Genomic DNA, 16,716 nt, shown 5'->3' with positions numbered 1-16,716 from the left:
CTTGACGTTTTATTCAGCGCTCCAACACGTAGCGCTACAGAAAATAGGTGATGCTATGGGTGTTTTTAATATATTTCACAATGAAGAATTGGTGGCTGCGCAAAGTCTTTCACGCTTTCAAGAGCAAGCATTAAGTGAAAGTACCGCATGCTTAATGTTGGTCGATGCAGAAGGCACAATCACGTTTGCTAATAAAGCATTCAAACAGCTTGCGGCAGAATATGAAGCGCAGTTTTCACGCTCGCTTCCAAACATCAACCTTCAAAATTTTACCGGCACCTCGATTGCAGGCTTCTTCGCAAATAGCAGTGAATTAAGTCAGCGGTATAACACCTGTAATAGTAGCGATACCTTTCTACTGCCTGTAGGAGACTTACTTTTTACATTGAACTTGACCACGATAAAAAGCGTGGAAGGTGAAAAGCTTGGCACAATGGTGGAGTGGATAAACGATCAAGAGTTACAGCATAAATCGAGCTTACTCGATGGGTTAGACCGTTGCCAAGCTATTATTTCATTTACTCCGGAAGGCATAGTCGAGAATGCTAACGACAACTTTCTTAAAGTAACGGGTTATTCAAAAGAGGATATTGTAGGAAAGCATCACCGCCTATTCGTATTGCCGGATTATGGCGTGTCTAACGAATACAACCAGTTTTGGGAAGGGCTGAGAAATGGCGAACGCAGTAGCGGTGAGTATTGCCGCGTAGCAAAAAACGGTGACAAAATTTGGATCCAAGCTTCTTACAACCCTATCTATGACAAATTAGGTAATATTGTACGCGTTGTTAAATTTGCTACCGACATCACAGCGCAAAAGCGTAAGAACGCAGATTATGAAGGTCAGATTAACGCCATCGATAAATCGTTAGCGGTTATTGAGTTTAATCTAGACGGTATTATCCAACACGCCAACGAAAACTTTTGCGCTACAACAGGCTATGACTTGAGTGAAATTCAAGGTCAGCATCACAGTATGTTTGTTGAACCCAATTATAAAATGAGCCCCGAGTATTCGGCTTTCTGGCGTGACTTAAAGAAAGGTGAGTTTAAGTCAGGCGAATTCAAACGGGTAAAAAAAGATGGCAGTGAGCTTTGGATCCAAGCGTCCTATAACCCTATCTTCGACGAGTTTGGCAAGCCAACAAAAGTGGTGAAATATGCATCTGACGTCACTGAACAAAAGCTGCAGAATGCTTTTAACACCGGGCAGATAGACGCAATAAGTAAATCGCAAGCAGTTATTGAGTTTGACCCGAACGGCAACATTGTGACCGCAAACGATAATTTTTTGGCCACGGTTGGGTATGCACTAGACGAGATCCAGGGTAAACATCACCGTATATTTGTTACCAAACAAGAGCGTGAATCTGAAGAGTATCGGGCCTTTTGGAAAAAGTTAGCTGAAGGGCAATTTTACTCAGGGGAATTTCATCGTATTGCTAAAGATGGGTCTGACGTATGGATCCAGGCAACCTATAACCCCATTTTAGATATGAGTGGTAATGTTGTAAAAGTGGTGAAATACGCCAGCAACATTACCGAACAAAAGGTGAAAAATGCCTATTTTGAAGGGCAGTTAGCCGCCATTGGAAAGTCTCAGGCGGTCATTGAATTTAACATGGACGGTATCATTCAAGATGCCAATGAAAACTTCTTAAATACGGTGGGCTATACCCTAGAAGAAATTAAAGGTAAGCACCACAGTATGTTTGTAGACCCAACTCACCGCGCAAGCCCAGAATATGCTGCCTTTTGGGATGCATTACGTAGCGGCACCTACTCTTCTGGTGAGTACCGCAGAGTTGGCAAAAACGGCAAAGAGATTTTCATCCAAGCTACCTACAACCCAATCTTAGACCATAACGGTAAGCCCTTCCGCGTCGTCAAATTTGCTACCGATATAACCGGCCGAACTCAAGCTGTAGATGAAATTAAACACGTAATGACTAAGCTTACAGAGGGCGATCTCACCGTTAATATCGACCATGCATTAGACGGAGATTTTGCTGTCTTGGGTGAAGCAATCAACCAATTCATTAATGAAATGCGAGGTACTATCACCAGCATTAATGAAGCGGTAGAAACCATCAATGTTGCTTCGGGGGAGATTGCGACTGGAAATGCAGACTTATCGAGCCGCACAGAGCAACAAGCGTCAAGTCTTGAAGAAACAGCGTCGAGCATGGAAGAGCTAACTGGAACCGTTAAGCTTAACGCCGAGAATGCCGAGCAAGCCAATGGGCTTGCAGCGCAGGCAAGTCAAATTGCCTCTCAGGGCGGAGAGGTTATCAGTGAAGTGGTGGACACGATGACGCAGATAAATGACTCTGCTCAGGAAATCTCAGACATTATCGGTGTTATCGACGGGATTGCTTTCCAAACCAACATTCTGGCGTTGAACGCCGCAGTAGAGGCTGCGCGAGCAGGGGAGCAGGGGCGTGGTTTTGCCGTTGTTGCTTCTGAAGTCCGTAACTTAGCGCAGCGTTCTGCAGAAGCCGCAAAAGACATCAAAGAGTTAATTTCAGACTCGGTGAGTAAAATTGCAAGCGGTAACCAGCTGGTAGTGAAATCCGGTGAGACTATGGCTGAAGTGGTGACCTCTATTAAACGAGTGAACGACATTATGTCAGAAATTGCCGCGGCGTCAGCCGAGCAAGCCGCTGGTATTGAAGAGGTGAGTAAAGCCGTAATTCAAATGGATGAAATGACTCAGCAGAATGCCGCTTTGGTAGAAGAGGCTGCGGCAGCAGCAGATAGTCTTAAGCAGCAGTCTTTGCAGTTAAACGAGCGGGTTTCTGTTTTTGAAGTAGGCAAAGGGCTAAACAATGACCAGCAGCATATAGCGGCACTTACTCACGGTGATTTTCGTCAACCTCAGCGCCTACCTACAGCACATGTGCAGCGAGCGTCTCAGGCTAAGGCACTCACGCCAGCTATGCCTGACGAAGCAGAGTGGGAATCATTCTGATGACTACGGTTGTTTCTAGGCAAGATAGCACGAGGGAGTTCGCCTTTGAAAAGGCGGACTTCAAAAACGTGCAGCAAATGCTATTTAAAAAAGCAGGAATAAACTTATCTGACGCAAAAGAAGCGATGGTATACAGCAGGCTAGCGCGGCGAATTAGGGCAAGAAATCTGCGCAGTTTTAATGAATACCTTGCTTTAGTAAACACGTCCGAGTCGGAGTTAGAGCAGTTTATCAATGCGCTAACCACAAACTTAACCTCTTTTTTTCGCGAGCCGCATCACTTTACTGCCCTGGCTGATTATCTTAGCCAGCATAACGTTACCACTATTTGGTGCGCAGCTAGTTCTACCGGCGAAGAGCCCTACTCAATTGCAATGGTAGTGGCAGAAGCGTACGGAAGTTTTAAAACGCCGGTAAAAATTATTGCGTCCGACATAGACAGCAAAGTTCTGGCTAAAGCCAGGGCCGGTGTTTACCCCTTAGCGTCTATTGCGAAAATACCCCAACATCGACAAAGGCAGTTCTTTCACAAAGGAAAAGGGGCTAATGAAGGCAAAGTTAAAGTGGTGGACGAATTACGTAACATGGTGCAGTTCAAGAAGCTGAATCTCACCGATGCGAAGTGGGACGTGAAAGGGCCGCTCGACGTCATATTTTGCCGAAATGTGATGATTTATTTTGATAAGCCAACGCAGCTAAAAGTACTACAAAAAATGGTCGGCATGCTGAAGCCAACGGGATTATATATGGCCGGACATTCTGAAAATTTCAATATGTATACTAATCTTGTGAGACCGGTGGGGAAAACCATTTATCGCCCCGTCGATTAGGAGAGACAGTGGCGTCGACCAATTTTGAACTGCCTATAAGCTACTACGACAAGCGCTTTTCTATAGAAGCGGTAAAGCTGTTACCCGGCCAGTATTTTGTAACTACACAAGACAAAATGCTAGTCACGGTACTCGGTTCTTGCGTGGCTGCGTGTTTGTTCGACGCCCATACGGGGATTGGCGGTATGAACCACTTTATGCTGCCTACTGTGAATAAGTCGGCAGGCGAATTCGAGCAAGCGCAGGGAATGGCAGCAAAATATGGTGTGCACGCTATGGAAATTCTTATAAACGAGCTTGTTAAAGTGGGCGCGAAAAAAGAACGACTTAAAGCAAAGGTTTTTGGAGGAGGGAAGGTAGTGCCCTCTTTTGTTCAAAATGACGTGGGTAAATTTAATGCTGAGTTTGTAACCCAGTTTCTAGAAACTGAGGGCATACCAATTTTAGCGAGCGATTTGTGTGATGTGTACGCTCGCAAAGTGTACTTTTTTCCAAGTAACGGCAACGTATTAATGAAGCGTATTCACGAACTCAACAACGCAACAATTATTGAGCGAGAAAGCCAGCACCGCTGGGAGCTATCGAAGCAAGCGCCAAGCGGCAGTGTAGATTTATTTGAGGACTAGTCATGACAATAAAAGTGTTGGTAGTTGATGATTCAGCGCTTATTCGCCAAATACTCAGTGAAATCATTAAAAGTGAGCCAGACATGACGCTGGTGGGTGCGGCGCCAGATGCGTTTGTAGCCAAAAAGTTAGTGCTTGAGAAGTCTCCCGATGTCATAACACTAGACATTGAGATGCCGAAAGTGGATGGCTTACGCTTTCTTGAAGTGCTTATGAATGCCAGGCCCACCCCTGTGGTCATGATTTCTACGTTGACAGAAAAAGGGGCGGACGCCACCTTAAGGTCTTTAGAGTTAGGGGCAATTGATTTTGTTGCCAAGCCCAAAATTGGTGTAGCACAGGGCATGGCGGAATATCACGAGTTAATCGTTGACAAAATTCGAACGGCCGCTCGTTCAAGAGTAAAGAAAGCGTCGCCTGCTAAGGCAGCCTCTGTAAATAAAATAAGTTACTCGGGCACAGAAAAACTCATTGCCATAGGCGCCTCGACTGGCGGTACTGAAGCCATAAAAGAGGTGCTGCGAACCTTCCCTGCTAACGCTCCTGCCACGGTGATCACTCAGCACATGCCTGCTGGATTTACGTCTACTTATGCACGGCGGTTAGACTCTGTCTGTCAAATGCAGGTTAAAGAAGCTAAAGGCGGAGAGCGTTTGCTTCCTGGACAGGCGTATCTTGCACCAGGCGATAAGCACATGGAAATTGAAAGAAGTGGAGCTGATTACCGAATAAGACTTACCGACGGGCCTAGGGTATCGGGTCATAAGCCCTCTGTGGATGTACTGTTTAATTCGCTATGCAAAAGCGCGGGTAACAACGCAATAGGCGTATTGTTAACAGGAATGGGGAGTGACGGCGCCATCGGTCTTCAAGAGTTATTTAACGCCGGGTGCGAGACATTCTGTCAAGATGAAGCAAGTTGCATAGTATTTGGTATGCCTAAGGTCGCCATTGAAAAAGGGGTGGCTAAGCAAGTATTGAGTTTAGATGATATGGGCAAAGCGGTAATGCAAACTGTAGAGAAGCTTTCGGCAGGTAGTCGCTTGTAAGAATAGTGAGTAAATACTTACAGAATGCAAATTTTGTCCTAAAAACTGTAAAGTGATTGTTATAACTTTTCTTGTTACAGAAAAGTTTAGGTGTTTTAATAGCATGGCTTAACGAGTAGGTAGCGTTGCTTCAGAATGCTGTTGCTGAAGCCGATACTATGGATAGGCTTACTTGGAAGTGCGTAAAAATATAAAAATCAATACGTAAGTGGAATGGTAAGGTGAAGCGTTGTCGCCATAATAATATAAAAGACAACGGTTTATGTGTGATAGTGGTGGCAAAGTAGTCAAAGTTTTATTACTACGTATAGTTTGCTGTACCTAATAACAAAAAAAGGCCTGCTATATTCCTTACAGATTTGAGAGCAAATATATGCTCATTCTTACGGTATGACACTAACCTGGGATAATAACGAGTAGTTGGGGACTCTTATGAAACAGCAAACGCTAATAGCGCTATCGGCTCTAATGTTTTCTTCATCAGTTTTGGCTAATGGTGGTTTTGAACCGAACAAGAAAGCATGCGTAAACGTCGGAAAAGAAATCACTCGCGTAAGCACTGAAATGGACGTAGCAAAGTCAGGTATTCAAAAATCATGGCTTAAACGTCAATTAAGTGCATTAGAAACTAAACGCAATTCATGTAGCACGAAAGGCTTCAAAGCTAACCATTCAGAGTTAGCAAAGCTTTAATCGCTAAATGTTTAGAAGCCAAAAAGTCTTACCACGGTAAGACTTTTTTGTTTTTAACAGCATGGAAAGAAGAGGCTAGTCACTGAGTCACTAAAGGTATTAGTTTATGAAGCGAACTAATACTGTGATCAGGAGCAAGACCTAACGGGTACATCATTTTGCCCGAACGCTCTACAAAGGTAGTCTGCATACCTGCCGCTTTCGCGCCACTGACATCCCAACCATGAGCTGCCACCATCATAGCGTTCTCGTTCTTAACGTTAGCCTGTTGACAGGCCCAGTGATAAACCGCAGCGTGAGGCTTGTAAGTTCGAACGCTTTCTACACTTAGTACATGAGAAAAATACGGGCGGATGTTGGCATATTCAAGCTGAGCATCTAAGCCTGCTTTTGAAGAGTTAGAAAGCGCGACCAAAGTAAATCCTGCGCTTTGCAGCGCTTTTAATGCGGGAATTACATCGTCGTGGGCGGGCAATCGGGTGATGTGCTGTTTGATGGTATCTTTGGCGGTGGCTTCATCAACCGTTATTCCTTTACTGTGAGCCACCATAGTAAGTACTGCGGCGCCAATATCAATGAAATCGTGAAATTGCCCAGACACAATATCTACCAAACTGTGATGTAACAAATTAGCAAACCATAAATCTACCAGTGTCTCATCGCCGTTTAACACCGACGCTAGACCCGTTTTAATAGCCTGCATGTCTAAAAGTGTTTCGTTAATATCGAAGAAAATAACCTTTGGTGTCACACTAAACCTTCCTGTAGTTGTGGCAGTAAACAGTATGTTTATATTTACCTTGTTCGTTGCTTATACCACTGTAAAACAGAATTGGTTTTGCTAAAGCCCTTTACGACCAATGTCGATGAAATAACGCTGGCGGGAGAATGTAGAAAAAATAGCTAAGCGCGGCGTGATAAGTAACAGGCCGCGCGTTGTCTATTGCTTAATGACTAATTGCTGCCTGAGCGGTTACCCATATCAATCGACACGGCGATGTCATCGAGTATGTCGTTTAGCCCAGTAATTTTTTCGGTGGCAATAAATACGCTCATTTGAGACTCAACGACCAAATAGTCATCATTGGTGTCGCTCTCAAAGGTGCTTTCTAGCGCGCTTTGTACTCGGTCAAAGAACTGTCGCGCGCTTCGTTCTTCAATATTGTGAAGGCATAAAATGAATTGATCGGTTCCAAAGCGGCCCAGAATATCGTTGCCTCGGATAACGTTTTGAAATGTTTGCGCAATTTGCCGCAATACAAAATCGCCTTTCGTAGAGCCCATTTTACGCGTTATCTCTCGTAGGTTGCTAATGTCAAATATTGCAATAGCAATGGCGCGCCCTTTTTTAGGCGCATCTAGTTTATTAATGCGTGCGATGGCTGAATCGGCGTTAAGTAAAAGTGTTACCGGGTCGATAGCTTTGCGTGCAACGTGCTTTTTACGTAAAACGTATCCAGTAATAATAACAAACAGTAAAAAAACTAGGATAGCGGTATATAAGGTATTTCTTCTTTGTTCTTCGGCTTTTTCAATGGCTGACTCAAGATCATAAATACGTGTATAAAGATTAGCTGCACCAACAATTAAAGCGGTATCTTGCGCCACTTCCCGTCGCTTCGTGACCTCTTTAGAGTAGATGTTGTGCGCTTCCTTAGTTAGAGCAATATCTTTTAACGCTAGGTACATGGAAACGTTAAAACTTAAGTAATCTAGGTTTGTCTCGAAGACTTTTGGAATGACGATTTTGTCTAATGCGCCAATGTCAGCTAAATATTGCTTTACACAGGTGAGCTCTTTGTTATGTAAACATAGTTCGGCTTTGTGCCAAGCAACCAGTTTATGACCGAGGGAGCTAGAGATATTTGCAGTCGCCTCTTCCAGATCAGGAAGGGTATAGGCTAGATTATTATAATCACGCGTTTTTCTATGGTAGATAGACAGTGCATATTGATACAAAAAATTACTGAGCGGCGTGTTGATTTCGCTATTCAGTGCACCTAGCTCTAAAATACTTTGATAGGCTTTGTCGATTTGACCGCTGCTTAGCAGCGATACAATGGCACTAATAATAATACTTACCTTATTGCTACCTTTGTAAACAAGTAGGCCCATTTTATGTGCTTTCAAATACTGCTCGGCGGCCAGCGCGTGCTGCTCTAGGTTACCATAGAGAAGACCGATAGCGTTGTGGATATGCGCCAACTCGCCCGGGCTACCGTTGTCGGAATAGCGTTTAAGCACGCCAAACATTTTACCTAGCTTAATCTCGGGAGATGAAGATTCTGAACAATAGTTAATCAGCCCTAGCGAAGAGCTGGTAAAAATATCGCTATGACGCTCTGGTGAAGATAAATCTTGGGCCTGTTGGTAGTATTTACAGCGCGCCGGGTTTTCTCTTGCATCATAAGTGAAGCCAATTTGATAAATAGCCGATGCAAACGCGTACGAGCTTTCATCTATATTGCTTTGCATTATGGCTTTAAGCAGCATCTTTTCTGCTTCTTCATACTTGCCGCGACAAATTAAAAACTGCCCTTTGGCTACGGTCAAAGCAAAACGTTGTTGGGGTGTGAGGCTTTCTAATGTGAGCGTTTGTTCTAGTTCTGGCAGCAACGATTGACTTGGGCAATCGTACGAGGGCGAGCGAACTTTTTCGATAACGGCATCAATATTACTATTCGCCAATGCAGAAGCAGCGAATAGCACACAAAAAAGAGATAAGACTGTTAAATATAACCTTCGAACCATAAGGGATAACGTTTTCGTTTTTTCGTTATAATATCGATTTGAGTTACGAACTACTACACGACGCCCTTAAAACTTACCGTTTTTTTGTATCCTTTCTTGTATTTTGTTTGTGAACGTAACATTTACCTTAAAAGTAATATGAAATATTCCTTTAATGCACAGGTGAGCCAAAGCTAACTAATATAGCAACGCCAACCAGCGCTACGGCAGACCATGCAATCGTCGCTTTAGTTGCCCGTTCACCAAGTACCCATGCAACGCCTAGCGACATTAACGCGCTTGTAGCAATAAGAGTTTGGACCACAGCTGCTTTCGCATAGGCGAATGCAAACATTTGTAAGTAAATTGCGGCGGTAGTGCCAAGTAATGTGGCTAATACAAAGGCGGGCCATATCCGTTTCCCGTTGTCGCTTTGGTAGTTAATAACGGGCATATAGCGTGTTTTTGTTAAGGCTATCAACGGCACTACAAACACCATACCACCCACTAGGCGCAAAAATGCTGCGCTGGCAGCGTCGACGTCACCAGTACTTAAAATGTCGCGGCTCACTACCGCACCAACAGCCTGACATAAAGCCGCCCCCACACCATACAAATAACCGCTGGTAGCAAACACATGAGTAGAACTGCGTTTGCGCGCCTTTATGACCATATCCACCGAAAAAAGCACTACAGCCACGCCAACCCACTGCTGCCAGGTAATCCATTCGCCAATAAAGGCCATAGCAAAAAGTGCGGTAAATAAAGGTGCAAGGGTTTCGGCTACCAGTACCGCTTGGCTATCGCCAATGCTTTGCAAAGCTTTAAAAAAACAGGTGTCGCCAATGCCTATGCCAATTAGGCCGCTAAGCAATAGCCACAACACTGCGCTGGTGGTAAGTCCGGTTGGCTGAACGAAAAGTAGCACAACGGCCAAAATGGCAATTGAAATTAAGCCTTTCCAAAAGTTCATAGTCAGCGGCGAAAACGCGTTACCCGTACCACGAAATAAGCGCGCAGCAATTGCCCAACAAAGCGCTGTACCTAGCGCAGCAAAAACACCCATAAATTACCTGCCAAAAATTCGATCGAACTAGAAAGGGCAAAAAGTAGCCGAGTAAAAAGAGCGGCTATGCTAATGCAAGGTATCAGTGGGGTAAACTTAAATCATTACAATGACTTTTAACCCAGAGTATAAAAGCCTTAAGCAAACGTAACAGAAGGCTTAACACATTCATGGCATTATATGAGAGGTAAAATTAATGAGTAAGATCTGCGCTGTACTCAATTAAGTGGGCGTTAACCAAATTTTTAAATAACAGTGAAGTAAAAGGACGAGGAAAGCGTGAGTGTAGAGCAGATGAATTTAACCGGTATTAAAGGTGTAATATTCGATTTAGACGGCACCCTGGTAGAGTCTAGCCTTAACTTCACGCAAATGCGCGCCGACATAGGCTGCCCACAAAACGAAGATATTCTTACCTTTATAGACGCTATTGCGTGCGCAGAAACCAAAGCCAACGCCCACAACACTATTTTGCAGCATGAACTAAATGATGCAGAAAACGCTAAATGGTTACCCATTGGCAAAGCCATGGTAGAAAAGGTGCAGGCACACAATTTACCCATGGCAATAGTTACCCGCAACTGCCGACAAGCCACGGCGATAAAGGTGGCCAATAACAGCATACCTATTGATTACGTGCTTACCCGCGAAGACGCCCCGGCCAAACCCGACCCAACCGCATTATTGATGGTGGCGAACACATGGCAGCTTCAACCTGAAGACTGCCTGTATGTAGGCGACTTTATTTACGACCAGCAAGCCGCCGAGAATGCTGGGATGAAGTGGTTGTTGGTTTAGATGTTAATTATTCACATCAGGTTTTTTGGGTTTTATTGGACCAACTGGCAAAATAGAATAGAGCTCTTCATCCGATAGTGGTAATCCAGTACCTGCATATACTTTAGTATAATCTTCTTCTGTAAGCTCTTGAATGTTTGTTTTTTGTTCGATATTCATGTCTCTTCCTCTTTATATTTTTGATTTTCCTGCTCCAGTGAGCACTTAGAAATTACCGTTATACAAGGATGTAAGATATGGCTACTGAGACAGCTCATCGATATCTACAGAAAACTTATTCTTGTGTCCTAATTCTCCTAGTTTGCTTATTGATTGTTCCAAAAGTGAGCCAAGGCATTGGCTTGAATCTAGAAGGGCGAACTTCATTCGATGGAATTCCGTCAGGTGTTATTCGCGACATAGAGGTCTCCAACAGGGCAGTATATATAGCAGCAGAAAACGGCGTTTTCGAAGTGATAGGAAAGGAGTCTGAGCGCTTACAATTCAACACATCTACTAAAACGACAGGGATTATCTCTGATATCCATTTGGTTGGCACTGAACTTTGGGTCGTTGAGTATGGCGTAGGCGTTTTCAGAGTTAATTTGAGAACAAAAGAAGCCGAGCAATTTTTTGCAGACAAAGATTGGTCGAATTCTGTTTGGGCCATGACCATGACCTCAAAAAACCTCTATTTTTCCATTATAGATAATGTCATACAAACAGACAGAGTTTCAGGTAATTCAACAAAATTGAATTCCCGGCTATCAACTTTGACGTTAAACGGTGTTTACTCACTTTTCGCCGAGAAAGACCAAGTGCATATAGCGTCAAATAAAGGCTATGTTGCAATATCAGAAACCCATTCGACTATTGATGAGTATGTGCTAAGAGACAAGCTTCCCATGTTGTCTAGCGCGACCTTCATAAAGGTAATCGACAATGAATTATACATCGGAGGACCAGAGGGGCTTTATATTCTTGGAAGTAAGGAGCGTTACATTCCTACAGAGGGAGTAAGTGGTACTTACATCAATGATGTAATTAAAACGGAAGAAGATAAAATCTGGGTTTCTGATGGACGATTATTGATTCTTGAAGAAGATGAGTTATTAGCACCTCCATTCATGAGTCCCATTCTAACATCTGAGGCGATTCGCTCAGTAACCAAAATAGCTGTTGGCCCTCATGATTCTTTACTTATTGCCTCCTCACAACTGGGATTAATTACTCTGCCTAGAACGAAGTCATCGACAAACCTAGTGTCATTTAAAGGGAGTGTTTTAAGGGATAATATTCAAAGATCTGTGATTGGTGAAACTGAAACCTTAGTTCGAATTGAAAATGGTCTATATGCGATAAATGAAAGCAATGGAGAGTTGAGTGAAACAATCATAGGCAAAGATCTGCATTGTACGTCATGGCAAGAAGATCTTTTTGCACGTCTTGTAGAACTGGAGCCATCAGACTTATGTAACAGGGATTTCATACACTCGGTCGAAGTTCACAAAGGCGCTTTCTATTTTTACTTTGACGATGGTACAAGTGCCAATTACTACTTCATACAAGATGAGGCCATAAAGGATATATTTAAGGCTCCCCGGAAAATTGTCTACAGTGCACTACTGAGCGGAGGAGAGCTTGCCGCATTTGATGTGTTTGATGATGTACACTTTCAATTGTCAAAGTTCAATTGGAGGACAGTCAAGGCGGAAGAGGGGAACTGGTTCGGGCTACAATGTTTGGTTGAGCTTGAAAACGCCTATCTACTATGTACATCTGGAGCAGGTCTAAAACAAATTAATAAAAAAAGTGGCTTAGTCAACAGCACAACTATTCAGGGCCTAGATAAGCTAAGGTTCATTCGCGGGGCAATTGTTACAGAGAGTGGAAATCTCTGGGTCGCTTCAAATATGGGACTTTTTATAAAACCTCGAACCAGAGAATTAGCCTTCAATGTTGGAAGAAAGTACGGGCTTTTCGATACGGACTTTGAGTATAAAAGCTTCGATATACTTCGTGAAAAAGTACTAGTAAAAGGAGACAAGTACAGTTATCTACTTGACGAAAACACATTAATTTCGAGCCTTGAAATACTATCTGACAAAGCAGAACCACCTATTCTGACGTACGTTAAGTGGCTTGATGAAAAAGGACAGCACATTCATTACTTTCCTGAAACCCTAGACTTTTATTTTGACAATAGTTTTGAAGAAGTGACGTTCAACTTTGTTATTAGCGATTTGTATGATGAGAATGCAGGTGTTGAGTTTAAATTAGACGATGATGCTTGGGTTTCCCACAATAGAACAGCGATGAATTTAACATTAGGAGACATAGATGTTGGTTCTCATACTCTTAAAGTAGCCTCCAAGCATAATGAAGATGCTTCAAAAATAGTAACAATACAATTCGAGATAGCCCCGCCGTTTTGGACGTCTTACTTGGCCATCACTTTATATTTGGCGATTTTAATCGTGCTCTTTTTCTTATGGAAAGTAGGTATTGTCAGTAAGCTTTATGAAAAATTTCAATCCACCACCCTATACGCTTATCTAACGCGGTACGAAATAACAGATGGTCACTCTAAATTTGAAAAAATGCTGCGTAGTAAAGAACGTTTCATTAACGAAATCACCTCCGAGCTTCGAACGCCTATTCAAGTCATTAATGGCTCGTTAGAAAAAATATCTGATGCGGATATAGGGGCGAGGAAAGAGTTAATCTGTGTCCAAGACAATATGAAAAGGGTAGAGCAGTTAATTAACCAAATGAGCCAAAATGTTCCTACTGCTTTTAAAGCGGAGGATTATTACAAATCCTATTCGCCCGAAAATATCCGTTTTATTGTGTTGTCTTTAGAGCCTTTGGCTAAACAAAAAAGACAAAATCTAGAAGTTCGTATAAAGGTTAAAAAAGAAGTCTCTCTCATTAGTGGTAGCCTTGAAAAAATAGTAGCTAACCTAGTGCAAAACGCTATCAAATTTACCCCTGAACTTGGCACGATAAAAGTTAGCGCAATACAGGATAGCAAGGCGCTAAAGATTATTGTAAATGATGATGGTGAGGGGATAGAAGAGAACTTGCAAAGCAAAGTGTTTGAAAGGTTTGCTAGGGGGAACACAAAATTAGATGGAAACGGTGTGGGATTGGCTACGGTTAAAACCCTGGTAGAGTTAAACCAAGGAGAGATTGCGCTTCAAAGCCAAAAAGGTATCGGAACAAAAGTATCCGTAACGCTGCCGGTTGATGATATTGCTTTTGTGAATTCCCACGCTGAAGATCTTTTGCCAGCGGATGCTAAAACAAATAAGAAATCGCTATTAATTGTTGATGACAGCAGAGAATTCCGTTCTTACCTTTTTGACCTTTTCTCAGAGAAATATCGCTGTCTAGTCGCGCGAAATGGTGTCCAAGCATTAGATGTAATGCAACATTACTTGGTGGACTTGGTAATAACGGATCAAATGATGCACGAAATGGATGGACTTGGTTTAACTAGGGCTATTCGCCAAAACCCTAGCTACGCAAACATTCCGATATTAATGCTCACTGCTGAAACAGGAGCTGAACTGGAGAAAGCAGCGCTAGAGGAAAAGGTAGATTACTTCTTAGCAAAGCCAGCCTCAAATGAAGAAATAATACTGCGTGTTGAACACTTATTGTCGGTCAGAGAAGCAAAAGAAAAAGAAGAAGATGAAAGTGCGCTTCCCGTTTTCAAATTCGGGTGCTTAATAATTCCAGAATTTGATAACGAGAAGGATATGGCATTTTATCTAAACTTCATCGCTGTTCTTGAAAAGAACTATCAAGATGAAGCATTCAACAGAGACCAGGCTGCTTCACAACTTTTAATAAGCCCAAGAAGCCTGAATAGAAGAATGTCTGAATTGTTTGAATACAATTTCAGCGAATTTCTCTCACGCTTCAGAATTGAAAAGTCCATCCCACTACTGCTTGAGGGGAACAGTATTTTAGATACATGCTTAGATGTTGGCTTTGGAACAGCCGCCTACTTTTCTACCTCTTTTAAAAAGGTCATGCATCTACCACCTAAAAAGTACATAGAGCAATATAGTAAAACGGTCGCTTAGTTTTACTAAGACAGAGTAAAAAAGCTGCTAAACATACCTTCGCCTTTCCGCCAAAAAGCCAATCAGCAGAAACGAAGCCACGTAGCCTGCACCTTGGTACTGCCAAGGCAAGTAGGCTAGGGTGTGTTTTAAAAAAGGTGCACCATACAAAGTTAGTGCGCCATAGCCGAAAGCACACAGCACTACAAACAAACTAACGCGAATAATGAAATGGTATGGTGCAAGAATGCGTTTTAAATGGCCGTTAATCAGGTCGCCGTACACCACTAGAATAGTGGCCATAAGCATAATGCTCATTTCGGTGTAATAGGGGGCTAATGCGCGAGAAAGGGCACTAAAAAGTTCACTCATAAAATTACTACTATTATGATGTTGTTACTGTGTGCCCATTATAACCACGGCAAGTATAAAAGCGTTAACTAAGGCTGAATTGAAATAGGTGGGTAAGACCACGTTAAAAAGCAAGCCGATAGATATCTTCAATCTCTTCAATACTCAATTGTTTGGGGTTGTTGCGAAGAAGGCGAGTTACTTTACTCGCTTCTTCTGCTAATTCACCTACACAAGACGGTGGAATATTGAAGTGGGTGAGTGAAGCGGGAATGCCTACATCGCGACACAGTTTTTCTATAGCAACTAATAATAGTTTAATTGCTTCCTCTTTTGAGTGGTGGCGCTCACATAACTTCAAAAGCTTAGCCACACAATAAAGTTTGTCTTGGCAGAACGGCGCATTTACTTTCAATACATGAGGTAGCATTACCGCGTTACTCATGCCATGTGACAAATGAAACCGTCCCCCTAATGGATAAGCTAAGGCATGTACTGCCCCCACGCCTGCATTACCAAACGCAAGACCCGCCATTAAACTGCCGGTGGCCATATCTTCACGTGCTGATAAGTTCTCACCATTATTATAAGCGTGAAGTAATGAATTAAAGATAAGCTTCAGTGCTTTCTCTGCCAGAGCATCGGTAATCGGACTAGCATTTACACTTGTATAAGCTTCAAGCGCGTGAACGAATGCGTCTATACCGCTTGCTGCTGTAATGGACTGTGGGCACGTTTTTGTCATCTCAGGTGCAACAATAGCAACATCGGGTAACAGGCAGTGACTAACAATTCCTTTTTTCATCTGTGCTTTCGGATCTGACAAGATAGCAATGTTGGTAACTTCTGAACCTGTACCAGCGGTAGTAGGGATAACAATAAGCGGCAAAAGGCGTTTCGAAAGCGTATTTTCTCCGAAGAGTTCACTGAGGGGGCCAGTATGGTCGTATGTAGCTGCAAGTACTTTTGCACTATCAATAGCGCTACCTCCACCAAGAGCAATTATTCCGTCTGCTTGCTTCTCTCGAAGTATCGCTAACTTATCTTCTATGATATTTACTTCAGGCTCTGGTGGAATGTCATCAATAATAAGTATGGGTGAACAGGGTAATAGTGTGAGTAGTTGATCAAGAAGACCAGATGAAGAGACGCCTTTGTCAGTAACGATGGCACATTCCTTTATGGATAATCTCGACATTTCATCAGTGAGGGCTTTTATAGCGCCAAGACCCGTTATGAGTTTTCCAGCGGTTTTAAATTCAGAAACCTTCATGCCAACCCCTCAATAATCCACGTACACGTTCAAATACTGTTCTATTAATTTATAGTACACAGCGTGACTTACCAATTAACTAACCTTATAGATCGTGAAAAGCGCGGTGAATTAGTGGTTTTTATGAACGTATTGCACATTGTTTATGCAAACGATCGAAAAATAAGGTTTTTTTCAAAATACTTGTTGACGTGAGCGCTCATTTCCCTAAAATGCGCATCCGCTTCGGGGGAAAAGCAAAACAGCAAGCCTCCTGAAGTAAGTCTCTACTACCTTT

At 42.8% G+C, this 16,716-nt stretch carries 13 protein-coding genes; 7 read left to right on the top strand and 6 right to left on the bottom strand.

Annotated elements, in window-relative coordinates; genetic code table 11:
• The first annotated feature begins 55 nt into the window (after window positions 1-55).
• The 5 genes from E5672_RS20080 (at window position 56) to E5672_RS15540 (ending at window position 6,169) form a co-directional block, all read left to right on the top strand.
• Window positions 56-2,971, top strand: coding sequence for a methyl-accepting chemotaxis protein (locus E5672_RS20080; RefSeq protein WP_136783047.1), 2,916 nt, complete (start codon window positions 56-58; stop codon window positions 2,969-2,971).
• Window positions 2,971-3,801 carry a CheR family methyltransferase gene (locus tag E5672_RS15555; RefSeq protein WP_136783046.1) on the top strand — a complete coding sequence of 277 codons (831 nt, stop codon included), beginning with the start codon at window positions 2,971-2,973 and terminating at the stop codon, window positions 3,799-3,801. The genes E5672_RS20080 and E5672_RS15555 overlap by 1 nt, the downstream gene beginning before the upstream one ends.
• Before the next feature lie 8 nt (window positions 3,802-3,809).
• Window positions 3,810-4,427, top strand: coding sequence for a chemoreceptor glutamine deamidase CheD (gene cheD / locus E5672_RS15550; RefSeq protein ID WP_136783045.1), 618 nt, complete (start codon window positions 3,810-3,812; stop codon window positions 4,425-4,427).
• A 2-nt stretch (window positions 4,428-4,429) separates the two neighbouring features.
• Entirely contained in the window at window positions 4,430-5,476 is a 1,047-nt protein-coding gene (locus E5672_RS15545; RefSeq protein WP_136783044.1) for a protein-glutamate methylesterase/protein-glutamine glutaminase, read from the top strand.
• 432 nt (window positions 5,477-5,908) lie between these two features.
• A complete protein-coding gene (locus E5672_RS15540; protein ID WP_136783043.1) occupies window positions 5,909-6,169 on the top strand; it encodes a hypothetical protein in 261 nt (86 codons plus the stop codon).
• A 79-nt stretch (window positions 6,170-6,248) separates the two neighbouring features.
• Here E5672_RS15540 and E5672_RS15535 read toward each other — a convergent pair whose 3' ends face one another.
• From E5672_RS15535 to E5672_RS15525, 3 genes are all read right to left on the bottom strand, one after another.
• Complete coding sequence (locus E5672_RS15535; protein WP_136783042.1) at window positions 6,249-6,920, bottom strand: haloacid dehalogenase type II; 672 nt, start codon at window positions 6,918-6,920, stop codon at window positions 6,249-6,251.
• A gap of 203 nt (window positions 6,921-7,123) precedes the next feature.
• Window positions 7,124-8,920, bottom strand: a complete 1,797-nt coding sequence (locus E5672_RS15530) for a diguanylate cyclase domain-containing protein (RefSeq protein WP_136783041.1) — start codon at window positions 8,918-8,920, stop codon at window positions 7,124-7,126.
• Between the two features lie 151 nt (window positions 8,921-9,071).
• Window positions 9,072-9,965, bottom strand: a complete 894-nt coding sequence (locus E5672_RS15525) for a DMT family transporter (protein WP_136783040.1) — start codon at window positions 9,963-9,965, stop codon at window positions 9,072-9,074.
• A gap of 279 nt (window positions 9,966-10,244) precedes the next feature.
• Here E5672_RS15525 and E5672_RS15520 point away from each other — a divergent pair, with 279 nt between their 5' ends.
• The gene (locus tag E5672_RS15520) at window positions 10,245-10,763 is read left to right on the top strand and encodes an HAD family hydrolase (RefSeq protein ID WP_136783039.1); all 519 of its coding nucleotides are present in this window, start codon (window positions 10,245-10,247) and stop codon (window positions 10,761-10,763) included.
• 3 nt (window positions 10,764-10,766) lie between these two features.
• Here the strand turns inward: E5672_RS15520 and E5672_RS19895 are convergent, their stop codons facing one another.
• Complete coding sequence (locus E5672_RS19895) at window positions 10,767-10,922, bottom strand: hypothetical protein (RefSeq protein WP_167483154.1); 156 nt, start codon at window positions 10,920-10,922, stop codon at window positions 10,767-10,769.
• Window positions 10,923-10,999: 77 nt separating this feature from the next.
• Here E5672_RS19895 and E5672_RS15515 point away from each other — a divergent pair, with 77 nt between their 5' ends.
• Window positions 11,000-14,836 carry a hybrid sensor histidine kinase/response regulator transcription factor gene (locus E5672_RS15515; protein WP_136783038.1) on the top strand — a complete coding sequence of 1,279 codons (3,837 nt, stop codon included), beginning with the start codon at window positions 11,000-11,002 and terminating at the stop codon, window positions 14,834-14,836.
• Between the two features lie 27 nt (window positions 14,837-14,863).
• Here the strand turns inward: E5672_RS15515 and E5672_RS15510 are convergent, their stop codons facing one another.
• Together E5672_RS15510 and E5672_RS15505 are read right to left on the bottom strand one after the other, a co-directional pair.
• Window positions 14,864-15,187 carry a DUF3392 family protein gene (locus E5672_RS15510; RefSeq protein ID WP_136783037.1) on the bottom strand — a complete coding sequence of 108 codons (324 nt, stop codon included), beginning with the start codon at window positions 15,185-15,187 and terminating at the stop codon, window positions 14,864-14,866.
• A 103-nt stretch (window positions 15,188-15,290) separates the two neighbouring features.
• Entirely contained in the window at window positions 15,291-16,439 is a 1,149-nt protein-coding gene (locus E5672_RS15505; RefSeq protein WP_136783036.1) for an iron-containing alcohol dehydrogenase, read from the bottom strand.
• Between the last annotated feature and the right edge of the window lie 277 nt (window positions 16,440-16,716).

Source organism: Alteromonas portus, from assembly GCF_005117025.1.
Taxonomy (GTDB): domain Bacteria; phylum Pseudomonadota; class Gammaproteobacteria; order Enterobacterales; family Alteromonadaceae; genus Alteromonas; species Alteromonas portus.
This window is presented reverse-complemented; position numbering and strand designations above follow the sequence as displayed.